The organism is Algorimicrobium echini, from assembly GCF_900115185.1.
Taxonomy (GTDB): Bacteria; Bacteroidota; Bacteroidia; order Flavobacteriales; family Flavobacteriaceae; genus Algorimicrobium; species Algorimicrobium echini.
Genome location: NZ_FOVN01000009.1, coordinates 1 through 20394, shown reverse-complemented (window position 1 = coordinate 20394; position 20394 = coordinate 1). Strand labels below are relative to the sequence as shown.

The 20394-nt window shown below is 32.8% G+C and carries 26 protein-coding genes and 1 pseudogene; 12 read left to right on the top strand and 15 right to left on the bottom strand.

Annotated features, from left to right (window positions below; genetic code table 11):
• Positions 1 to 109: 109 nt before the first annotated feature.
• Entirely contained in the window at positions 110 to 253 is a 144-nt protein-coding gene (locus BM239_RS15465; protein ID WP_177209057.1) for a hypothetical protein, read from the bottom strand.
• A gap of 223 nt (positions 254 to 476) precedes the next feature.
• On the opposite strand from BM239_RS15465, the gene BM239_RS14785 reads away from it, so the two are divergent.
• From BM239_RS14785 to BM239_RS14775, 3 genes are read left to right on the top strand one after another with little or no spacing between them, the layout of a single operon-like run.
• Positions 477 to 1778 carry a DEAD/DEAH box helicase gene (locus BM239_RS14785; RefSeq protein ID WP_092210024.1) on the top strand — a complete coding sequence of 434 codons (1302 nt, stop codon included), beginning with the start codon at positions 477 to 479 and terminating at the stop codon, positions 1776 to 1778.
• Between the two features lie 2 nt (positions 1779 to 1780).
• Entirely contained in the window at positions 1781 to 1993 is a 213-nt protein-coding gene (locus tag BM239_RS14780; RefSeq protein WP_092210021.1) for a DUF6500 family protein, read from the top strand.
• A 1-nt stretch (position 1994) separates the two neighbouring features.
• Positions 1995 to 2216, top strand: a complete 222-nt coding sequence (locus tag BM239_RS14775) for a VF530 family protein (RefSeq protein WP_092210018.1) — start codon at positions 1995 to 1997, stop codon at positions 2214 to 2216.
• A 5-nt stretch (positions 2217 to 2221) separates the two neighbouring features.
• Here the strand turns inward: BM239_RS14775 and BM239_RS14770 are convergent, their stop codons facing one another.
• From BM239_RS14770 to BM239_RS14725, 10 genes are all read right to left on the bottom strand, one after another.
• On the bottom strand, positions 2222 to 2827 hold the full coding sequence (locus BM239_RS14770) for a hypothetical protein (protein ID WP_092210016.1): 606 nt from the start codon (positions 2825 to 2827) through the stop codon (positions 2222 to 2224).
• Positions 2828 to 2839: 12 nt separating this feature from the next.
• A complete protein-coding gene (locus BM239_RS14765; protein WP_092210014.1) occupies positions 2840 to 3874 on the bottom strand; it encodes a DUF481 domain-containing protein in 1035 nt (344 codons plus the stop codon).
• A gap of 71 nt (positions 3875 to 3945) precedes the next feature.
• Complete coding sequence (locus tag BM239_RS14760; protein WP_092210012.1) at positions 3946 to 4170, bottom strand: hypothetical protein; 225 nt, start codon at positions 4168 to 4170, stop codon at positions 3946 to 3948.
• A 10-nt stretch (positions 4171 to 4180) separates the two neighbouring features.
• Positions 4181 to 4945 (bottom strand): tryptophan synthase subunit alpha, encoded by a 765-nt coding sequence (gene trpA / locus BM239_RS14755; protein ID WP_092210009.1) that lies wholly within the window; start codon positions 4943 to 4945, stop codon positions 4181 to 4183.
• A 71-nt stretch (positions 4946 to 5016) separates the two neighbouring features.
• Entirely contained in the window at positions 5017 to 6198 is a 1182-nt protein-coding gene (gene trpB, locus BM239_RS14750; RefSeq protein ID WP_092210007.1) for a tryptophan synthase subunit beta, read from the bottom strand.
• A 91-nt stretch (positions 6199 to 6289) separates the two neighbouring features.
• Positions 6290 to 6937, bottom strand: a complete 648-nt coding sequence (locus BM239_RS14745; RefSeq protein WP_092210005.1) for a phosphoribosylanthranilate isomerase — start codon at positions 6935 to 6937, stop codon at positions 6290 to 6292.
• Positions 6934 to 7719, bottom strand: a complete 786-nt coding sequence (gene trpC, locus BM239_RS14740; protein ID WP_092210062.1) for an indole-3-glycerol phosphate synthase TrpC — start codon at positions 7717 to 7719, stop codon at positions 6934 to 6936. Before trpC ends, BM239_RS14745 begins: the two co-directional genes overlap by 4 nt.
• A gap of 28 nt (positions 7720 to 7747) precedes the next feature.
• Entirely contained in the window at positions 7748 to 8743 is a 996-nt protein-coding gene (gene trpD / locus BM239_RS14735) for an anthranilate phosphoribosyltransferase (protein WP_092210003.1), read from the bottom strand.
• 177 nt (positions 8744 to 8920) lie between these two features.
• Positions 8921 to 9496 (bottom strand): anthranilate synthase component II, encoded by a 576-nt coding sequence (locus tag BM239_RS14730; RefSeq protein WP_092210001.1) that lies wholly within the window; start codon positions 9494 to 9496, stop codon positions 8921 to 8923.
• A 3-nt stretch (positions 9497 to 9499) separates the two neighbouring features.
• Positions 9500 to 10903 carry an anthranilate synthase component I family protein gene (locus BM239_RS14725; RefSeq protein WP_092209999.1) on the bottom strand — a complete coding sequence of 468 codons (1404 nt, stop codon included), beginning with the start codon at positions 10901 to 10903 and terminating at the stop codon, positions 9500 to 9502.
• A 290-nt stretch (positions 10904 to 11193) separates the two neighbouring features.
• On the opposite strand from BM239_RS14725, the gene BM239_RS14720 reads away from it, so the two are divergent.
• The 4 genes from BM239_RS14720 (at position 11194) to BM239_RS14705 (ending at position 13176) form a co-directional block, all read left to right on the top strand.
• The gene (locus BM239_RS14720; RefSeq protein WP_092209997.1) at positions 11194 to 11721 is read left to right on the top strand and encodes a TlpA disulfide reductase family protein; all 528 of its coding nucleotides are present in this window, start codon (positions 11194 to 11196) and stop codon (positions 11719 to 11721) included.
• Between the two features lie 7 nt (positions 11722 to 11728).
• A complete protein-coding gene (locus tag BM239_RS14715) occupies positions 11729 to 12340 on the top strand; it encodes a thioredoxin family protein (protein WP_092209995.1) in 612 nt (203 codons plus the stop codon).
• 109 nt (positions 12341 to 12449) lie between these two features.
• The gene (locus BM239_RS14710) at positions 12450 to 12764 is read left to right on the top strand and encodes a rhodanese-like domain-containing protein (protein ID WP_092209993.1); all 315 of its coding nucleotides are present in this window, start codon (positions 12450 to 12452) and stop codon (positions 12762 to 12764) included.
• Positions 12765 to 12774: 10 nt separating this feature from the next.
• On the top strand, positions 12775 to 13176 hold the full coding sequence (locus BM239_RS14705; protein WP_092209991.1) for a rhodanese-like domain-containing protein: 402 nt from the start codon (positions 12775 to 12777) through the stop codon (positions 13174 to 13176).
• Here the strand turns inward: BM239_RS14705 and BM239_RS14700 are convergent.
• Both BM239_RS14700 and BM239_RS14695 read right to left on the bottom strand, forming a co-directional pair.
• Positions 13173 to 13412, bottom strand: a complete 240-nt coding sequence (locus BM239_RS14700; protein WP_092209989.1) for a DUF7672 family protein — start codon at positions 13410 to 13412, stop codon at positions 13173 to 13175. The two genes, BM239_RS14705 and BM239_RS14700, sit on opposite strands and share 4 nt — an antisense overlap.
• A 41-nt stretch (positions 13413 to 13453) precedes the next feature.
• Positions 13454 to 14455 (bottom strand): endonuclease/exonuclease/phosphatase family protein, encoded by a 1002-nt coding sequence (locus BM239_RS14695; RefSeq protein ID WP_092209987.1) that lies wholly within the window; start codon positions 14453 to 14455, stop codon positions 13454 to 13456.
• A 392-nt stretch (positions 14456 to 14847) separates the two neighbouring features.
• Between BM239_RS14695 and BM239_RS14690 the strand changes: the two genes are divergently transcribed.
• The 4 genes from BM239_RS14690 (at position 14848) to BM239_RS14675 (ending at position 17036) form a co-directional block, all read left to right on the top strand.
• Complete coding sequence (locus tag BM239_RS14690; RefSeq protein WP_092209985.1) at positions 14848 to 15324, top strand: Hsp20/alpha crystallin family protein; 477 nt, start codon at positions 14848 to 14850, stop codon at positions 15322 to 15324.
• Positions 15325 to 15404: 80 nt separating this feature from the next.
• Positions 15405 to 15635, top strand: a complete 231-nt coding sequence (locus BM239_RS14685; protein WP_092209983.1) for a YodC family protein — start codon at positions 15405 to 15407, stop codon at positions 15633 to 15635.
• A gap of 47 nt (positions 15636 to 15682) precedes the next feature.
• On the top strand, positions 15683 to 16171 hold the full coding sequence (locus BM239_RS14680; protein ID WP_092209981.1) for a hypothetical protein: 489 nt from the start codon (positions 15683 to 15685) through the stop codon (positions 16169 to 16171).
• 238 nt (positions 16172 to 16409) lie between these two features.
• Entirely contained in the window at positions 16410 to 17036 is a 627-nt protein-coding gene (locus BM239_RS14675; RefSeq protein WP_092209979.1) for a LysE family transporter, read from the top strand.
• An 858-nt stretch (positions 17037 to 17894) separates the two neighbouring features.
• On the opposite strand, the gene BM239_RS14670 is transcribed toward BM239_RS14675, so the two are convergent.
• Both BM239_RS14670 and BM239_RS14665 read right to left on the bottom strand, forming a co-directional pair.
• Entirely contained in the window at positions 17895 to 19061 is a 1167-nt protein-coding gene (locus BM239_RS14670; RefSeq protein ID WP_218151661.1) for a serine hydrolase domain-containing protein, read from the bottom strand.
• 39 nt (positions 19062 to 19100) lie between these two features.
• Positions 19101 to 19580, bottom strand: coding sequence for a thioredoxin family protein (locus BM239_RS14665; RefSeq protein ID WP_092209978.1), 480 nt, complete (start codon positions 19578 to 19580; stop codon positions 19101 to 19103).
• Between the two features lie 477 nt (positions 19581 to 20057).
• On the opposite strand from BM239_RS14665, the pseudogene BM239_RS14660 reads away from it, so the two are divergent.
• A pseudogene (locus BM239_RS14660) lies at positions 20058 to 20394 on the top strand (IS110 family transposase); the annotation flags it as partial.

The window sequence follows — 20394 nt, the reverse complement described above, 5'->3', positions numbered from 1 at the left end:
CGGTTGAATTGTGTTATTTTTAGTTTGAATCGTTTTAAAAGTTATTTATAAAAAAAGCCTATTTCAGTTTGTGAAATAGGCTTTTTCCAATTAACAAAATAAAGACTGTTTATTCCTTATTTTGTTGATCTTTAATGGTTTTTTTGTCAATATCAAAATCGTTTGTTTCAATATTGGTATTTGCAGTAGGATTAGTCGGATTTGACTGTTCCTTGGTTGGTTTAAATTTTCTTTTATCTGTTATAGTTCCCATAATCTTGTTGTTTTTTGTGTTCATTCTTAATATAAGTAAAACATAATGGTTTTTTATTAAAACTATCTTAAAATCAGTTTGTTGAATGTTAATTTATTAGTGCGCCTTGATTTTGATAAAAACTCGGTTTTACCCATATTAGGAACTAAATAAGCTTACCTTTGCTGCTAACAAAAGAAGTGACATCTGAACTTAATAGATTTTCACTTCACAAACACTTTATATGTCATTTAATTCTTTAGGTTTGTCTGACGCCCTTTTAAAAGCGGTCAGTAAGCAAGGTTATGAAACACCTTCTCCCATTCAACAAAAAGCTATTCCTGCAGTTCTTGAAGGACGTGATGTTTTAGCATCTGCACAAACAGGAACTGGAAAAACGGCAGGTTTTACACTACCGTTATTACATATTTTATTGCAAAAACAAACGTCTCACAAAAGGCCTATTCGAGCTTTAATATTAACGCCAACACGTGAGTTGGCTGCACAAGTTTATGAAAACGTGAAATCCTACAGTGAATTTACGGATTTACGCTCTCTGGTTATTTTTGGAGGTGTCAACCAGAAACCACAAGTGGCATCTTTAAATAGAGGTGTGGATATTTTAGTAGCAACACCTGGTCGTTTGTTAGATTTACAAAATCAAGGAGTTATTTCATTAAAGCAGATTGAGATTCTTGTTTTAGATGAAGCTGATAGAATGTTGGATATGGGTTTTTTGCGTGATATTGAGCGTATCATGGCTTTAATGCCAGCTAAAAGACAGAATTTGTTGTTTTCGGCTACATTTTCTAAAGACATTAAAAAATTGGCTAACGGTATTTTAAGAAAGCCAGTTTTAGTAGAAGCAACACCTGAAAACTCTACTGTGGATGCTATAACACAGAAAGTTTATCGGGTTGCAAAAGGCAAAAAGACAGATCTGATTATCAAATTAATTTTAGACGGAAATTGGAATCAGGTGCTTGTATTTACACGTACAAAACATGGTGCTAACAAACTCTGTAAAAAAATGATTAGCAGTGGTATTACAGCTGCCGCTATACATGGTAATAAGAGTCAAGGAGCTAGAACCAAGGCGTTGGCTGGATTTAAATCAAGTAAAATAAGTGTGTTAGTAGCAACAGATATAGCGGCACGCGGTTTGGACATTCCTTTATTACCACATGTTATTAATTTTGAGTTGCCGAATGTTTCTGAAGATTACGTGCACCGAATTGGTAGAACGGGTAGAGCTGGCGCCAGTGGAGAAGCTATTTCTTTAGTAAGTGCTGATGAAACAACGTTTTTACGTGATATAGAGAAATTATTAGGTGAGCGCATTCCAGTAACTATTCTAGAAGGCTTTGAGCCAGATCCAAATGCCTCTACGAAGCCTATTAAGCAAGGCCAAGGACGGAATCAACAACGTAGTTCTAAAAAAGGGACTTCAAATTCTAGAAAATCAATTGATAATACCTCTAGAAAATCGAACAGATCTAATGATAGTCGTTCTAATAATAGGCGACCAAAAAGTAGGAGAGATTAAGTATGAGTCCAGAATTACGAGCAAAAATAATTGCGGTTTGTAACACTAAAATAGCGCAGAAAGGCGAGAACGTTGGTTTGTCTTTTTATGCTTTTTTTGCCAATAAAAATGATAATCCAGAATTACTTATGGAAGCCGCGACATGGTGGATAAAAACACACCAATTAGATCATTTTGAAAAAGCCAAGAAGATAAAAGATTTAGTAACTTTGTAACATGGAACATCAGCCCAATAACCCGTTACACGGAATTACTCTTGAAAAAATTATTTTAGCACTTGAGGCTCATTATGGCTGGGAGTATATGGGATATACCATTAAAATAAAGTGTTTTACTGATAATCCTTCAGTTAAATCCAGCTTAAAATTTTTGCGACGTACACCTTGGGCTCGAAAAAAAGTGGAAAATATGTATTTGAATATGTTGGCTAATAAATAGTATTGCTATTTATCTGAATTGTTTAATTGCTGAATAATAGTTTCAATATCTAATCCGCCACCAAAATCATAAATAGCAGACATAGCTTGTTTCATCCGAATGGGATAGTACTCAAAGGTTTCATTTTTTACATAACGTACTTCTCCTGCATCTAGTTTTGGTGCGTCTGGAATGTATATTGCCAAATACTTTTCTTGTTTAGCTGTAATAAAGCCTATTTTGTAATAATTATCTTCTTTAAATACAATGGCCTGCCAGAATTCATTAATCACGGTTTCTTGATCACCAATAATTCTGAACTTTATTATTTGTAGTGAAGGAAAAAAAATGAATAGTTTTTTTTCAAAGTTAGCGCTCCATTTTTTTAGAATACCTTTCTCAATGAGGTAGCCTCCTATGAAACAGATTATTAAAAAAAGGAGTATGCAAATAATTAATAAGGTGGCTGACCCAAAGATACTTTGTAATTGAAAAACGTGGCTTATTCTGTTTGCTAACGGTTTTAATATTTGAAATAGATGTTTCCAAAGGACAAAAGCAATAATAATGGGTACAAGGAAAAATAGTCCACCAAAAATTAAAACACGAGTTGATTTCTTTAATCCAGTCATACAGAAATAGTGTTAGTTAAATTCCCAACCAAATGTAGATTGGAATACATAATCTGAAACAGAAGCACCTTCAACAGGTTTACTATCATAGTTGTAAGTTAAGCCTAATTTTATAAAAAAGTCAAGCGGTAAATCATATTTTAAATTCAGATTATAATCTGCACGATAACGTCCGCCTTCTGTTAAACTTGGGTAAAAGGTTAGGTCGGTATTTAAGCTAAAATCACTAAAATCAAACATATTTAATGTTAGGTTGCCATAAGCTTCCAAAGAATTACGGTTGGCATCTGTAACATCATTATATTGTTCGTTGTTCCAAGCTAAACCAAAACCACCACCAAAGAACAATTTGTTAGAGTGTATAAAATATTTACCCAAACCACCTTTTATAGTGGAACGTAATTTTAATTTTTGTTCATCATTAGAAAGAAAATTGGCTTCTGTTGAATAGAACCAATCACGTTTCATAAAGTACTTAAAACCAATACTAGCATCTGTTCGCTGTGTTTCTTCAATATCATCTTGATTGCTTCTTACCGAATTGTAACTACCAGTTAATAGCCATTTATATGCGGTATAACTCAAATTACTATTAACAGAAAACTGACTCAAATTATTACTTTTTGTTATGTTATATCCAACGGAAACTGATGCAACAATACGGGAGAGGAAATTATCTTTTACAGGTTTAATGTATACAATATCTGAAATAGGAATGGTTAGTTCAGTGCCATTTTCAGTAATGGTAACTTGACCTAAATTATCATCTTTTGTGGTTAGGGAACTATTGATTCTTTTTCCGCTTGAAAGGGTTAATAAAAAGATTTGAGTACTCTTTACGCTTTTTATATCAATCCAAGTTATTTTAAAATCTGAATCACTATAATCTGTTTCTACAGTAACAACACCACGATCCATAGCTTTTATTTCGCCAATTAATTTGTCGTTATTATTTAAAACAATCGTGTCGTTTTGAGACCATGAAAATTGTGATACAATGAAAAATAGAAAGACTATAAGATTATTTACAGGGTATTTTTTTAGCATGATTAGTTGGTTTAGGTATAGGTACCTAAATATAATAAAAAAGTTTTTTTGTAGCCTTGATAATTAGATTTTTATAATTTTTTCCAAACTAATTTTAGAACCACATACCTTATTAACAATATAAACGGGAAGCCATGAAACAATAGGTCAAACCAGTCCATTAGGGTCATATTTTTAGCACCTCCTAGAACCCATTTTATTTTGCCCCAAACGTGTGGCTCTGGAAAAAAAGGGGCAAGGCCAAGGGTTAAACATAATAAAAGTAGCAATTTCCAATCGTTAATAATTTTAAACATCTTTATGGTTTTATGGTCTAATCTGTTTTACAAACCTATCAATATTACTAACACCTTCATGTTTTAAATGTTTTATAAATGCACTACCAATTATAGCGCCTTTAGCATATTTGATTGCTTGATTAAAGGTTTCATTTGTTGAAATACCAAAACCAATAATTTGAGGGCTTTTCAGTTTCATGGTTTCAATTCGTTTAAAATAAGCTAATTGGTCATTGCCAAAACCAGTTTGGCTACCAGTTACGCTGGCACTACTAACCATATAAATGAAACCATTTGATATGCTATCAATAAATTGGATGCGTTTCTCTGATGTTTGAGGCGTGATTAAAAATACATTTACAAGACTATATTTTTCAAAAATTGATTTATAATTATCATTATAAACATCCACTGGTAAATCTGGAATAATTAAACCATCAATTCCTACTTCTTGACATTTTTTGCAAAATGCTTCCACACCAAATTGTAAAATAGGGTTGAAATATCCCATGATTATTAATGGAATAGAAACGGTTTTTCGGATATCTTTGAGCTGATTAAAAAGGGTCTCGGTAGTCATGCCATTTTTTAATGCTTGAGTTGAACTCGCCTGAATTGTTGGGCCGTCTGCTAGAGGGTCACTAAATGGTAATCCAATTTCTACCATATCTATACCGCTTTTTTCAAGATTTTGTATTATGGAAACGGTGTCTGTTAATTGCGGATATCCAGCTGTAAAATAAATGGATAACAACTTTTTATCTGCTTGTAATTTTTGATTTATTCTATTCATTTTTCTTTTTTTTTCGGAATACGCAATCTTATCTTTCGGGTCAATCTAGAAAACACTATTTAGCTGGTGTTTTATATATTAAAATAATTATTATAAGTACTCAAATCTTTATCTCCACGACCGGATAAACTTAATACAACAATGTCATTGGGTTGAAACGGCTTTTCTTTAAAGATCGCTAATGCGTGAGCGGTTTCTATAGCTGGTATAATACCTTCTAATTGGCATAATTCTAGTCCAGCTTCCATGGCCTCATCATCTGTTATGGCTATAAATTCTGCACGACCCGATTGGAATAAGTGCGCATGCAAAGGGCCAACTCCAGGGTAATCCAGTCCTGCAGAAATAGAATAAGGTTCTGTAATTTGCCCATCTTTACTTTGCATTAATAACGTTTTGCTTCCATGTATAATACCTATTTTGCCCAAAGATGAAGTTGCAGCACTTTCTCCAGAATTGACGCCTTTTCCAGCGGCTTCAACAGCTATAAGTTTTACATTTGTGTCTTCCAAAAAATGATAATAAGCACCTGCCGCATTACTGCCACCACCAACACAGGCAATTACATAATCAGGATTTGGATTACCCTCCTGTTCTTGTAATTGCCATTTTATTTCTTCAGAAACAATTGCTTGAAAACGCGCTACCATATCTGGATATGGATGTGGTCCAACCACACTACCAATAATGTAATGTGTATCTACTGGATTGTTAATCCAATCGCGAATGGCTTCATTTGTTGCGTCCTTCAGTGTTTTACTACCAGATGATGCAGGAATAACTTTAGCACCAAGCATTTGCATTCGAGCCACATTGGGTGCTTGCCTTGCTATGTCTATTTCTCCCATATATACAATACATTCAAGCCCCATTAATGCACAAACGGTTGCTGTAGCTACACCATGTTGCCCAGCACCAGTTTCGGCAATAATGCGTTTCTTACCCAAGCGTTGCGCCATCAGAATTTGACCAATAGTGTTATTGATTTTATGAGCTCCTGTATGATTTAAATCTTCGCGCTTTAAATAAATTTTTGTGTTATATTTTTCTGAAAGGCGTTTAGCAAAATATAAGGGGGACGGTCTGCCAACATAGTTTTTAAGTAAAGCTTTAAATTCCGTTTGGAAGTCTGGCTCCGCCATAACTTCTAGGTATTTTAAGCGTAATTCCTCGACGTTAGGATAGAGCATTTCTGGAATATAAGCGCCTCCAAATTCACCATAATAGCCTTTTTCGTTTATGTTGTAAGTCATGTTGTTTTGTTGTTAGGTTTCTAAAATTCAATTAGAATTTAATTTTTTGATTCTTTTGCTTTTCGTTACTTATTTTTCGTCCGTTATAAAATCATTTGAAGTGATGTAGCTTATTTTTAAATTTTTCTAAAGCCTCAATGTTTTTAAGTCCTGATTTTATTTCAAATTGACTATTCACATCCAAAGCAAAACAGTTTTTTGAAACGTCCAGCTTAAAAAAATTTTTAATATTTTCCACTTCATCTAAACCAATACCACCACTTAAAATAAATGGTTTTTTAGAAGGATATTCTTTTAAGATTTCCCAATTAAAGGTATAGCCGTTACCACCTTTTAGTTGGCCTTTGGTGTCAAACAGATATTTATGAACTTCATTTTCAAAAGGATGCAAGTCCTTGAAATTGAAATGCTTATCAACACTGAAAACTTTCCAAATTTCAATTTCTTTGTTTGCATAAAGCGAGACGAGTTTGTTTAATGCTAAAACAAATTCCTTGGTTTGATTGCCATGTAATTGTATAACATCCAGATTGTAATTATTTGCTAGGGTTATAATGTCTTCCGCTGATGCATCTACAAAAACTCCTACTTTTTTAATGGCATCAGGTAATGATGGAATTATAGCATCAAAAAAACGAGTTGATTTTTTATAAAAAATAAAACCTAAATAATCTGGTTGTAATTTAGCAATAGCTTCTATGTTATCTGGGAATTTCATCCCACAAACTTTCAGTTTCATAAGGAAAATTGGTTTATAAAATAACCAGCGCTTTCACCTGGATTATCCGTTTTCATAAAATTTTCACCAATTAAAAACCCTTGATAACCAAAAGGTTTCAATTCTCTTATAGCTTCCACATTACTGATGCCACTCTCTGAAACCTTTATAAAATCGTTTGGGATTAATGTGCTTAACATTTTGCTTGTTTCTAATGATACTTCAAACGTTTTTAAATTACGGTTATTGACACCAATCATATCTAAACTCGGCATAATAGATTTTCGTAATTCAGCTTCATTATGAACTTCCAAAAGCACCTCCAATTGTAAACTTTTTGCAAATTCTGATAAGATTTTGATTTCTTTTTGGGTTAAAATGGTAGCTATCAATAAAATAACATCGGCACCATAGGCTTTAGCCTCTAATATCTGGTAGTTATCAATAATGAATTCCTTTCGTAATAGAGGCAGGTTACAACTTGATTTTGCTAAAAGTAAATCGTCTAACGATCCACCAAAATATTTACCATCCGTTAAAACCGACATACCACAAACACCAGCTTTTTCATATCCTTGAGCCACATCAAATACATTTAAATTATGATTTATAACTTGTTTAGATGGGGAACGTCTTTTGTGTTCAGCAATGATTCCAATTTCATTGTTTTGTAAATTATTAATGATAGAAACGGTTTCCCGCTCAAATAACACTGATTGCTCCAATTGAAATGTAGGAATGAGTTGCTTTTTAAAAGCAATTTCTTGACGTTTATCTGTTACTATTTTTTTTAATATATCCATGGCCATTTCGTGTTTATAGATGTTTTTTTTATTTCTGACTTAACGCAACCAATTTTTCAAAACACTTTTTAGCTTGACCACTATGTAAGGATTCTTTTGCTAGAGCAAAACTATCTGAAATAGAAGTGTTTTTCACCGTAGCTATTGCTAATGCTGCATTGGCACAAACCACATTGTTTTGGGCATTGGTTCCTTGACCATCTAAAATATGAGTAAATATTTTTGCAGATGCTGCTACAGTATCACCACCATGAATGGCTTCCTGTTTAAGAGGTTCAACACCAAAATCACTTGGATGAATTATCTTTTCAGAGACATTATTAATCACCTTTGCCGATCCTGTTAGTGATATTTCATCATAGCCATCTAAAGCATGAACAATGCTATAGTTTTTGTCTGAATTTTGATAGAGGTAATTATATAAGCGCAATAATTCTAAACTAAAAACACCAACTAATTGATTGTCTGGAAAGGACGGATTAACCATGGGGCCCAACATATTAAAAAATGTTTTTACTCCTAATTCTTTACGTATTGGCGCTACGTTTTTCATGGCAGGATGAAACAAAGGAGCGTGTAGTACACAAATGCCTGCATGATCCAAACAGGTTTTTAAAAAATCAATATCATTACTGAATTTTATACCTAAATGCTCCATGACATTAGATGAGCCACAAGCAGAAGAAACACCGTAATTACCATGTTTTGAAACATGCACACCAGCTCCAGCTGTTACAAAAGAAGCTAAAGTTGAAATATTAAAAGTGTCTTTGCCATCACCACCAGTACCACATAAATCTATGGCATTATAGGCTTTTAAGTCAACTGGAATACATAACTCCAATAAAGCATCACGAAAACCTTGAAGTTCTTCAATGGTAATATTTCGCATCATATAAACTGTTAAAAAGGATGCTATCTGGCTTTGATTATAATTGCCTTTTGAAATATTAACCAAGACACTTTTTGCTTCTTCGCTAGAAATATGCTCTTGATTTATTAGTCTATTAAGTGTGTTTTTCATTTTATTGATACTATTTTTTGTTAAAGGCTAGACCTTTCTTTTTTTTGGAACACTTTTTAATTTTTAAGTAATTATGTAAATGAGTTATTGCTGCATTCTGACCTAATTATCAAATAACAAATTGTGTGTTCTAAAAAAACTAAATACTTTTATTTTAATTTATTTGTTTTCATTAATTCAACTATTCAGCCAATTTGCTAATATCTGTTTTCCATTTGGTGTTAATACAGATTCTGGATGAAATTGAACACCACGAACATCAAAAAATTTATGACGAAGTGACATTATTTGTCCATTTTCATCAAAGGATGTAGCTTCTAAAACATCGGGTAAATTGTTTTGAACCACCCAAGAATGGTATCGACCAACCTCCATGGTTTTACCCATTCCTTTGAACAGGTTTTCATCATCCACTGTCACTGTAATTTGTGTAGCTACACCATGAAAAACGGTTTCTAAATTGGTTAGTGAGCCTCCAAAAACCTCGCCAATAGCTTGTTGCCCTAAACAAACACCTAAAATGCTTTTTGTGGGTGCATATTTTTGGATAATGGCTTTAAGTAAACCAGCTTCATCTGGAATACCTGGCCCTGGAGATAATACAATTTTATTAAACGCATTAACGTCATCCAAAGTAAGTTGGTCATTACGTTTAACGGTTACTTTACAATTTAAATCCTCTAGATAATGTACGAGATTATAGGTAAAACTATCGTAATTATCAATAACTAATATATGTGTGTTGTGTTCCATCTTTTAAATTTCGGTTGCCAATTCTATTGCTTTTGTTAAAGCGCCTAATTTATTATACACTTCTTGTAACTCACTTTCTGGGTCTGATTTTGAAACCAATCCAGCGCCTGCTTGCCAGTGCAGTTCATGGTTTTTACTTAAAAAAGTCCGAATCATAATAGCATGATTAAAATTGCCATGAAAATCCATAAAACCAATGGCGCCTCCATAAAAATCGCGACTAGTTGTTTCATATTTTTCAATGAGTTGCATGGCCTTATGTTTAGGCGCTCCACTTAAAGTTCCAGCAGGAAATGTATCGGCAACCATTTGCATAGTAGTGGTTTCGGCATGTTTTTTACCTGTAACTTTACTCACTAAATGAATTACATGAGAAAAGAACTGAACCTCTCTATTGGTTTCAACTGTTACTTGGCTTCCGTGTCTGCTTAAATCATTTCTAGCTAAATCGACTAGCATAACATGTTCGGCATTTTCTTTATCATCTTCAGCAAGCTGTTTAGCAAGCAAAGCATCTTTTTCATCGTTACCAGTTCGTTTAAAAGTTCCTGCAATAGGATGAATTTCAGCTTTTTCGCCTTTAACTACTAATTGTGCTTCTGGCGAGCTTCCAAAGATTTTAAAATCGCCATAGTCAAAGTAAAACAGATAAGGTGATGGATTAATACTTCGTAAGGCTCTATAAACATTAAATTCATCGCCTTTAAATTTTTGTGAGAATTTTTTTGATAGAACCAACTGAAATACATCGCCTCGTGCACAATGTCTTCTGGCTAATTCCACTTGATCTTTATAGGCTTTATCTGTAATATTAGATGCTGTATCACCTACTACCGAAAAGTTGAAAGCTGCAAAATTGCGAGAGGTGATGAGTTGTAAAATTTCATCAATATTTGTTTCCGTATTAAAACAATGTGCAAAGATATAGGCTTCATTTTTATGATGATTTATGGCTATAATATTTTGATAAACGGCATAGTATATATCAGGAATATCCAGGTGGTTTTCTTTTTTAGAGATAGAAACGTCTTCAAAATACCGAACCGCATCATAAGCCATATAGCCAAAAACACCATTGTTTATAAATTTAAAATTGGTGTCTGAATGAATTTTAAAACGTTTAGTGAATTTATGGATATTTGCTACGACATTTGTTTTTTTTGAGATTTTATGATTTAATTGGCTGCCATCAGGGAAATTTTGAGTGATTTCTTCATTTTTTACCGAAATAGACGCTATTGGGTTGCAGCAGATGTAAGAAAAGGTGTTGTCGCTTGCATGATAGTCGCTACTTTCCAATAAAATACTATTCGGGAATTTATCACGAATTTTTAAATACACACTTACTGGTGTGATGGTATCAGCTAGAATTTTTTTATAATGGGTGTATAGGCTAAATTTTTTCATAAATATGTATTTCAAAAAAAAAAAGGCTTGTCGTGAATGACAAGCCTTTTTGCGTATGTTAAGTTTTAAATATACAGAATAGGGTTAGTTCACGAATTTTGAGTTTCGATTGCTCCACCACCATGTATGATTTAAAATTGTGTTCATTAATTTAAATTGTGAGTCAAATATAAAATGAAAATTTAACTAACCAAAAAATAAACACTAAAAAGCGTTGAAAAAGATATTCGCTTCGTTTAAATGTTTGTTAAAGATGAATTGAATTGGAAACAAATATGTATTTTTAACTAATGAAATATATACTTTGTTTTTTAATACTTATGGTTTGGGGCTGTCAAGATACCCATAAAACAGAAACGGCTCGAGATACGAATTCAGAAAACGAACACATGAAAGATAGCCTTCGTGTTTTTGATTTTGAAGGATTGAAACCGTTTCTTAATAGGCGTGATGATACGGTTTATGTAGTTAATTTTTGGGCAACATGGTGTGCGCCTTGTGTAAAAGAGCTTCCAGCATTTGAGAAATTAAGAGAAAATTATAAATCTGAAAAAGTAGAAGTACTTTTGGTTAGTTTAGATTTTCCAAGACAATATGAAACAAAACTCAAACCATTTATAAAAGAGCAGCAACTACAATCTGAAATCTTGGTATTAAATGATGTAGATGCCAACAGTTGGATTCCACAAATAAGCCCTAATTGGAGTGGTGCTATTCCAGCAACGCTTATCTATAATAAAGACAAACGTATGTTTTATGAACAAACATTTACTTACAATGAATTGCAAACAGAACTTAATAAATTTTTAAAAAAATAAAAAAACCATGAAAACACTTAAAACAACATTTGTATTACTAGCAGTGATGTCCTTTTTTGCTTTCACCATACAAACCGAAGATGCTGGTTACAAAGTAGGCGATATGGCAACCGATTTTAGCCTCGAAAATATTGACGGTAGCATGGTATCATTAAAAGATTATAAAGATGCGAAAGGTTTTATTGTTATTTTCACCTGTAATACCTGTCCGTATGCAGTAGCCTATGAAGATCGCATTATAGCCTTGGATAAAAAATACGCTCAAAAAGGCTATCCAGTTATTGCTATCATGCCAAACAATACCACTGTAAAACCAGATGATAATATGGAAGCAATGAAGGCGAGAGCTAAAGCAAAAGGTTTTACATTTCCATACCTGTTAGATAAAGGACAGAAAATATATCCACAATACGGAGCAACCAAAACACCACATGTGTATATCCTCCAAAAAACATCAGATGGTAACCAAGTTAAATATATTGGAGCTATAGATGATAATTACCAAGATGCAGAAGCGGTAAACCAAAAATATGTTGAAGATGCTGTAGATGCTCTATTGGCAGGTAAAGCTATTAAAGAAACACAAACTCGTGCTATAGGTTGCAGCATTAAGGTTTAAAACACAGTTTCTAAAAATTATTTAAAATAAAAATCCGATACGTAACAGTTCGGATTTTTTTTCGTCTATTAGTGAATAATTGGTAATTTTGAAAAAATAAAAATTTAGGATGGCAGATTTAACACAAAGTGCTTGGCGTGAGCAATTAGAAAACGATACAGAAGCTGTAATTATTGATGTTCGGACTGATGAAGAACTAGCTGAAGGGATGATTCCTAATGCCGAACAGATAGATATTTTTCAAAGTCAAACCTTTATTGAAAAAATTCAAGCATTAGATGCATCCAAAAATTACTATGTATATTGTAGGTCAGGAGGTCGGAGTGCTCAAGCCTGTGCTTTAATGAACCAAATAGGAATAAAAAATGCCTTTAATTTGTCGGGTGGCTTTATGGAATGGCAAGGCGAGGTGGTTAAACCATAAATTTAAGCTTATGAAAAATATAATTAGATTAGGTGTTGTGTTGGTAACGTTTGTTGTAATGGGTTGTCAACAAACATCAGAAAATCAAGGCATTCAAGTGGTAACTTCAGAAGAAATGCAAACACTTTTGTCTCTTGATGATGTGCAACTTATTGATGTGCGTACACCTGAAGAATATGCAGAAGGTTACATAGCTAATTTTCAGAATATTGATTTTTTCTCGGAAACTTTTGATGCAGATATTCTCAAGCTTGATAAAAACAAACCCGTTATTTTGTATTGTAAAAAAGGCGGCAGAAGTGCTAAATGCGCTGAAAAAATGTTAGAAGCTGGTTTTGTTAAAATTTATGATTTGCAAGGTGGTATTTCCAAATGGGAGCATGATGGACATGCTGTTGTAAAGCCAAATTAAAAAATCCAACTATATAATTTGTCTCCAATTATATAACCGCATCCAAGTATGAAAGGGTAGCCAATAAAGAGCCAAACCCAATCTAATAAAGTAAGGGATTTAAAAGCGGAAAAACCATTTTGGCCAAGCATTTCAATAAAACCGTACCAAGACTTTATTCCTATTTTTAATATCATTCCATTAGCTATAATAGCAATTATAAGAATGGCCAAACCAATAATATAAATTCGAGTCATATTTAAATATACGTTATTGTCTAATTTAACTAATTTTTTAGCTAATCTATAAGTGCTAATTCAATATAAATTGGAAAATGATCGGAACCTATTTTAGATAATCGTTTTATTTTTTTTAGCTGAAATTCCTTTGTAACGAAAACGTGATCTAAAGGCCACCGCATGAAAATATTTCTAGCGCTAAAACTGTTGTAAAAACCTCTCCCAGCTCTTACATCAAAAAGTAAATTTTTGGTATTCGTTAAGTTATCAACATAGGACCAAACAACATCATTTAAATCGCCAGCTATTACTGTTGGTAGCTTACTATTTTGAACACGCTTTCCTATTTTTTTTAACGCGTTTTCTTCCTGATTGGCGTTATCTGGTAAATCTTTAAAGTGTGAGGGTGGTACTGGATGTAGACAGTGTAAAGCAATTTCCTTATTACTCGGTAAAGTAATGGTGCTTTGGAATGATGGTACGTTTTTATTGTTTAAATACTCGATGTCTATTTCTTTTATAGGAAACTTACTGTATAAACTCATGCCGTAGGCTACCTCGTTTGTCTTTAATTGGTAATATGGATAGGTGTTCTCTAGAACCTTTAGTTCGTTATTCCACCAACTATCTGTTTCCATGGCTAAAATTATATCAGGATCGTTAATTGAAATAAGATTAATTAAGGATTTAGCGTTTTTATTAGACATTTTCACATTGGCTAATAATAGGTGGAGTTGGTTATTGTTATCAAAAGGGCTTTTTGCTAATGGAACTTGTGAAGCTACTAAAGGTGTGTAGTTTATTAAAAAGACACTGTTTATTGTTATACTAATTAGCAATCCAATGAGGATAATGTAATTGTACCAATTTCTTTTGTTTGTTGTAAATATTAGTATTGCAAAACAAATTAATGAAATAATGAATAATTGAATCCGTGGAAAATCTAACATTTTAAAGTAACGGATTTCTGCATTCCTAAATAGTGAAAACATGGAACTCAAAACAGTAAAAACGGCAATCACATAAATGATGATTTTTAGAATCTTTTTAAATTTTTCCATATTCTTTAAAGATACCTTAAATTTAGGTTAGACCTTCAGTTTTCAGAATTAAATTGGCAGCACTAAAAAAAATGTTTTTTCTAGTCAATTAAATGTCTTGGCTAATAATCATAAAATTCTCCAGAGCAGGTTACAGCAAGTTGCATTACTATTTTCAAAAATTTACTTATAATCAGTTTACTATTTTGGTTGGTTTTGAATGTCAATTTGACATTTGTTTAGTTTTAAAATTGTCAAATTTTCATATAATTTCATAATTATACGTGGTAATTGTTGGTGAATTATTGAAAAAAATACAGCATTCTTATTTTGGTATTTTTTTTGTAAATATTATCATGAAATTAATTAAGATTTCAAGTTTGAAATAATGTTTAACGTAAAATTTTGTAATTATGAGCAATTTAGTTAATGTTCCTAAGAACGGAAGTTTAGCAAAAACAAATTCAAATGCAGACTTCCCGTCATGGTCAAGCTGGTTAGATGAGGTGTTTAACAGAGACCTATCTTCAGTTTTTACTTCTAATTTTAATTCAGGAATGTCATTACCAAAAGTAAATATTAAAGAAAACGCAGATGCTTTTGAGGTAGAAATGGCAGTTCCAGGTTTGAAAAAGTCAGATTTCAAAATAGATGTGGATAACAAAGTGTTATCTATTTCTACAGAAACAAAAGAAGACAATAAGCATGAAGAACCTAACTACACACGTAGAGAGTTTGGCTATGCATCGTTTAAAAGAACGTTTACCTTACCAGAAAGTGTAGACGACGAAAAAATTAATGCAAACTATAATGATGGTATTCTATCCATTCTATTACCAAAAAAAGAAGAAGCGAAACAAAAGCCATCTAGAACTATTGAAATTTCATAATTAGGTTCCATTTTTTTAGTACAAGTTAATAGAGGAGGCTAAAACCTCCTCTTACAGTTTAATTATTAAATTTAATTGTTATGCTAAAAAAATATAAACCTGGTGATTGGGTAACCATAAAAGGAAAAAATTTTAGCCCTAAAATGGAAGTCCTAAAGTACGTACCTAAAAAAGATGGCATTTTTGGTGTTGTTAATACAGATACGTATGTGGAATGTATTTGGTATGAAAATGGAACGCGCAAATCAGCCGTATTTAACCAAAACAAATTGATTAAGTTGGTTGATACAGGTGGTTTTTTTAAAACATAGCTTAAGTCTTTTATCAAGCAAATAGTGTAACCTTAAAATTATTACAGATGAAAACATATATTTTAGCAATAGCCGCTTTATTAAGTTTTAGTTGTAATGGTCAACAGGATGAAGCAAAGAAGGCTGAACTGCATAATGATAACAAACACAGCGTGCAAGAGCCTAAAGGGTCTTGGAGTGTTGAAAAAGCATTTGATGAAAAGGGTAACTTAATTAAGTATGATAGTATTTACTCGTGGTCGTCGCACGGTACAACCCTGAAGAATTTATCAACTTTAGATCGAGATAGCCTAATGCAGTCTTTTAGATCTCGATTTTTTACAAATTTTTCAGATTTCGATAATTCCGAACTTGAAAGTGTTTTTACTCAAGATTCTCTTTTTGATAAACGCTTCTTTAGCGATGATTTTTTTAAAAGTGATTTTGGTAAAGATTTTATGGATATTGATGCAATAAGACAACAAATGATTTTAAAACAAAACGCATTTTTAGAAAAATACCATTCAGATCTGTTGCAATCAAAACCAAATGACTAATTCTAAAACCTTTTTTAAGTTTTAAACAAAAACCCATAAAGCAATTCAAAATAGATGCGTTTTTAAGTTGCTTTATGGGTTCTTCTACGAATGCTGATGCCAATTTTAACATTAGTGGATTGCTAATAAAAATTTTTAAATTCATAAAATGTTAATTTTTTTTTTTGAATTAAAATAAACCTCTATCGCGTCAATACTGGAAGTTGTTAAACTGTTTATTGGTGTTTATAAACTTTACATGACTTTTATTACCTGTTTATTTTTTGGATTTGTAATTGCTGTTTCAGGGAGTATTGTACCTAGTTTTTTAAATCTTACTGTTGTTAAATTCAGTTTAAAAAGTGGCCAAAAAGCGGCTTATTTTCTGATTGCAGGTTTTGCTACGGTTTTATTTTTTCAAGCGAATATTGGTGCTTATTTATCCAGTATTTTGATGAAAAATTCCGAATACATTAGCATTATTCAAAAAATAGGAACCGGAATTCTAATTCTGCTATCTATTAACTTTTTTAGATTGTATGTTACGTCTAAAAAACTGAAAAAGAAAGTCGAAATCGAAAGGTCTAAAGCCTATTTCCATGGCATTGGTATGGCTTTATTAAATACTGTTGCTATTCCATTTTACTTTACATCCATTTCGTTTTTAATTGGTTTAGGTTATTTTGAATATACCATTCAAAACAGTCTTTATTTTTCATTGGGGTCCACTATTGGCTCATTTGCATTGTATTCGGTATATGCAACCGTTGCAAATAAAATTGAAGAGAAGTTGGCATTTATTGCCACTAAAATGGATTTTATTTTAGGGTGTATTACAGGTGTTGTAGGAATTGGGAATGTGGTTTATTTTTTGGTTACGGGTTAGAATGTTTTTTTTATTACGGGACTTAATTGATATTTTACTAGGGTACATAGTCCTATATGAATTTGTTTTATCTATTAAAAATTCGTTTCATGAAGATTTACTTTGATTATTAAACATAACTTTTCTTTCTGCACTTTGCTATCAAACGACCATTATTAGAATTTAATGTATAACTATCCGCGTTATAAATTTTACCTTATTTTCAACAGATGTGATTTTAGTGACTCCAGTCTAGGAACGAATTCCTTTTACTTAATTCTGTAAATGCGCTAACAAGTTTGCACTTTGTTTATTTTTGCATTTGAGTGCTCCATTGGGGTATTATACTGTAATGGTTGTTTTCTTTTGTCTTTTCTGCAGGTTTTAATTTTTTAGTTTGAGTTGGCTATGAGTTTCATTAGGATTTACGTGCTGTTTGGGCGTTATTTTACCTTATTATGTCATGCTGTAACTATACTATAACCACACTATAACTATGTTATAACCACGCTATAACCTAGGTTTTTTATTAGCTTTTTTTGGTTAAAATGGTTTTTTTTAATGCTAAAAATGTCTTGATTGTTGGCGTTAGGTTGTTGAATGGAGTCGTGTATCTCCGTGTTTTTGGTGATGGTTTTGATTCGTGTCGCGTTTATGCTCATTAATATTTTAGTTCTATACGAGTCTTTGTTTTGCCTTTCTATTGATCTATTAAACCGCTATTTTTTATACAGATTGTTGTGGCTAGCTTTGATTTCGTAACATTTTTATAGAGCGGTTAATTATACGTTCCAATAAATTTCATTAATATCTACTAAAAATAGTTGGGATTTTTATTGTACAACCATTTCATCTATATGTTTTTTGTATACGATGCTTTTATTCTTTATCAATCTCGTTAGTTATGGATTTTATAAAATTAGCAGCTGCAAAATGCCGCTCGTTACTATCGGCTTCTGGCCAAGCGCTGTTAATAGCAATAACAAGTTTTCGGGAAGGGTCTATATAAATTTTCTGTCCATGAATACCTAAAGCTTCAAAACTATAGTCGTTAAAAATCCACCAGCCATATCCATAGCCACCACCTGGCCAAAGTGGTACTTGTATTTTAGTGGCTGCTTTGAACCAGTTATCAGGGACAATAGGTTTACCGTTAATATATCCATCATTAAGTACAAATTGTCCGAACCTTCCAAAATCTCGTAGCCGCATTTGAAGGCAACAACCGGCCATTTCTTGATTAGTGCGATCCAATCTCCAGGTTGCGGTTTGCTCCATACCGTAGGGTATCCAAATTTTGGCAGAAAGGTATTCCGACAGGCTTTGGTTTGTTGCGGAACTTATAAGAGCGCCTAAAAGATGTGTTTCTCCTGTACTATAATTAAATTTCTTGCCAGGTTTTGCTACTGCTGGTAAACTGCTCATATATTTTACAATGGCTTTCACGCCATTTGCAGTTGTATCTTTATCAAATCCTGCAATGTCAGAATCAGGGTCTGTGTAATTCTCGTTCCATTTTATACCACTAGTCATGGTAAGTAGGTGGCGGACTTTTACACTATCAAAAACACTTCCTTTTAATTCGGGTAGGTACTGTGTTACGTTGTCGTCAACACTTTTAATATAGCCGTCTTTAATAGCAATTCCTACAAGGGTACTCGTTACAGATTTTGCAACGGATAATGAAGACCATAAATTGGTGCGGTTATGTTCCATGCCATAGCGCTCCAGCCTTATTTTTCCGTTATGTATAATAAGAAGTCCAGCCACTTTCTGTTCTATTATAAAGTTTTCCAAGCTGGCTTCCTTTGTGCCGCCAGAACTAAAAGCTGCAATTGGCAATCCCTTTGGAAGTTCATAAATTTTACTACCATTAGGTACGTTATGTTCTTTGGGATTCCATGTGGATGATTTTTGTGAAATGGAATCAGAATTGCGTTGTGCAAAGGTAGATGAACCTATGGTTAGTAGCATAGTTAGACCCAAAAGGGCTGCATGCTGTGGGTTGGTGTGCGTGCGTATACTGTGATATAGAAAGTTAATCATTATTTTAAATTTTTAAGGGTGAGTTTGTTAAGCTACCCGTTATTTAATAGTATTTAAATTGTTAAGCATTTCAAGGAATTTCTTTTTTTCAATTTTTCCAACGGCATAATCTAGAACAGTTCCTTCAGTGTCAACTAAAATGGTTGTTGGAGTGGCTCCAATTTGATAATGCGTTACGAGTTCTTTTGTGTTTGGGTTGTTAATATCAACCATAACTGGCGTTACTTCCTTATTAACTCGTTGCATAACGGCCTTGTCAGCAAATACGTTGCGCTTCATTATTCGGCAAGGCACACACCAATCTGTTGTAAAAAAAAGAAGTGTGTTTTTATTTGTTTGCTTGGTTAACATTTCCGTAGACGTAATTCTGTTATCCCATGCAACATCATTAGAAGGGACATAAAATGAATACCATGCATATGCTAAAGAAACAACTAGAAATGTAAGCCAGAACCATTTCCAAAATAATTGAGATAACGTTTTACTATGTTTGAAAGATAAATGCGTTACTTTTTTCATGTTCGTATGTGTGTTTTGTTTTACGATGCAAAATTCAATAATAGTGTTGATTCCGTTTAATTTTATATACTCAATTGTTATTTCTTTGGGATGAGTTGTAGTGATTTAATTTTTTTTACCAGCTATAACAGTATTACATGTATTAATTACCAATCTTGATTATCAGTATTTGAATGGGATAGTAGTGGAGTAGCCAATAAAGTACAGATAGAAAATCTGTGAAGATTTAAGAGGATAGGCTAGAGTTAGAATATATTTTAAACAGTATTAACGACTATTTTTTTTGCGTCCTCGAGCGATTGCCTGTAAGGTCTCGGCTATGAGTAGTTTCGTGTGTTAGCACGAAAGTTAGCAAATAAAAATCAGATAGAAAATCCGGGAGGATTTTCGTAAGTAAGCCAGCACTAGCAATGGATTATAGCATCCATGAAAAAGCAGAAAGTCCAGTATCTTTAAAGTTCACCAAAACAATAAGATATGAAAACTGAACAAACTGCTCAACCAAAGTTATACATTGGAATCGACATCCACAAACGTAGCTGGAAGATTCATTGTGCCACAGATTTATTTTCAGGAAAGTCATTTACGATGCCACCAAAACCTGCTGTATTGCGAAGCTATGTTGAGAAACATTTTACAGATTACGAAGTTACTACAGCTTATGAGGCAGGCTGTTGTGGTTACTATGCACATCGTAGTTTCGAGAGCTATGGATGGCATTCATTGGTTGTTAATCCAGCAGACATTCACCGAAAAGGAAAAGAACGATTTACCAAGACTGATAAGATTGATGCTCAACTCATAGCCAGAGAGC

Coding starts and splice junctions, on each gene's coding strand:
- BM239_RS15465 (WP_177209057.1), bottom strand. CDS start 253: ATGGGAACTATAACAGATAAAAGAAAATTTAAACCAACCAAGGAACAG.
- BM239_RS14785 (WP_092210024.1), top strand. CDS start 477: ATGTCATTTAATTCTTTAGGTTTGTCTGACGCCCTTTTAAAAGCGGTC.
- BM239_RS14780 (WP_092210021.1), top strand. CDS start 1,781: ATGAGTCCAGAATTACGAGCAAAAATAATTGCGGTTTGTAACACTAAA.
- BM239_RS14775 (WP_092210018.1), top strand. CDS start 1,995: ATGGAACATCAGCCCAATAACCCGTTACACGGAATTACTCTTGAAAAA.
- BM239_RS14770 (WP_092210016.1), bottom strand. CDS start 2,827: ATGACTGGATTAAAGAAATCAACTCGTGTTTTAATTTTTGGTGGACTA.
- BM239_RS14765 (WP_092210014.1), bottom strand. CDS start 3,874: ATGCTAAAAAAATACCCTGTAAATAATCTTATAGTCTTTCTATTTTTC.
- BM239_RS14760 (WP_092210012.1), bottom strand. CDS start 4,170: ATGTTTAAAATTATTAACGATTGGAAATTGCTACTTTTATTATGTTTA.
- trpA (WP_092210009.1), bottom strand. CDS start 4,945: ATGAATAGAATAAATCAAAAATTACAAGCAGATAAAAAGTTGTTATCC.
- trpB (WP_092210007.1), bottom strand. CDS start 6,198: ATGACTTACAACATAAACGAAAAAGGCTATTATGGTGAATTTGGAGGC.
- BM239_RS14745 (WP_092210005.1), bottom strand. CDS start 6,937: ATGAAACTGAAAGTTTGTGGGATGAAATTCCCAGATAACATAGAAGCT.
- trpC (WP_092210062.1), bottom strand. CDS start 7,719: ATGGATATATTAAAAAAAATAGTAACAGATAAACGTCAAGAAATTGCT.
- trpD (WP_092210003.1), bottom strand. CDS start 8,743: ATGAAAAACACACTTAATAGACTAATAAATCAAGAGCATATTTCTAGC.
- BM239_RS14730 (WP_092210001.1), bottom strand. CDS start 9,496: ATGGAACACAACACACATATATTAGTTATTGATAATTACGATAGTTTT.
- BM239_RS14725 (WP_092209999.1), bottom strand. CDS start 10,903: ATGAAAAAATTTAGCCTATACACCCATTATAAAAAAATTCTAGCTGAT.
- BM239_RS14720 (WP_092209997.1), top strand. CDS start 11,194: ATGAAATATATACTTTGTTTTTTAATACTTATGGTTTGGGGCTGTCAA.
- BM239_RS14715 (WP_092209995.1), top strand. CDS start 11,729: ATGAAAACACTTAAAACAACATTTGTATTACTAGCAGTGATGTCCTTT.
- BM239_RS14710 (WP_092209993.1), top strand. CDS start 12,450: ATGGCAGATTTAACACAAAGTGCTTGGCGTGAGCAATTAGAAAACGAT.
- BM239_RS14705 (WP_092209991.1), top strand. CDS start 12,775: ATGAAAAATATAATTAGATTAGGTGTTGTGTTGGTAACGTTTGTTGTA.
- BM239_RS14700 (WP_092209989.1), bottom strand. CDS start 13,412: ATGACTCGAATTTATATTATTGGTTTGGCCATTCTTATAATTGCTATT.
- BM239_RS14695 (WP_092209987.1), bottom strand. CDS start 14,455: ATGGAAAAATTTAAAAAGATTCTAAAAATCATCATTTATGTGATTGCC.
- BM239_RS14690 (WP_092209985.1), top strand. CDS start 14,848: ATGAGCAATTTAGTTAATGTTCCTAAGAACGGAAGTTTAGCAAAAACA.
- BM239_RS14685 (WP_092209983.1), top strand. CDS start 15,405: ATGCTAAAAAAATATAAACCTGGTGATTGGGTAACCATAAAAGGAAAA.
- BM239_RS14680 (WP_092209981.1), top strand. CDS start 15,683: ATGAAAACATATATTTTAGCAATAGCCGCTTTATTAAGTTTTAGTTGT.
- BM239_RS14675 (WP_092209979.1), top strand. CDS start 16,410: ATGACTTTTATTACCTGTTTATTTTTTGGATTTGTAATTGCTGTTTCA.
- BM239_RS14670 (WP_218151661.1), bottom strand. CDS start 19,061: ATGATTAACTTTCTATATCACAGTATACGCACGCACACCAACCCACAG.
- BM239_RS14665 (WP_092209978.1), bottom strand. CDS start 19,580: ATGAAAAAAGTAACGCATTTATCTTTCAAACATAGTAAAACGTTATCT.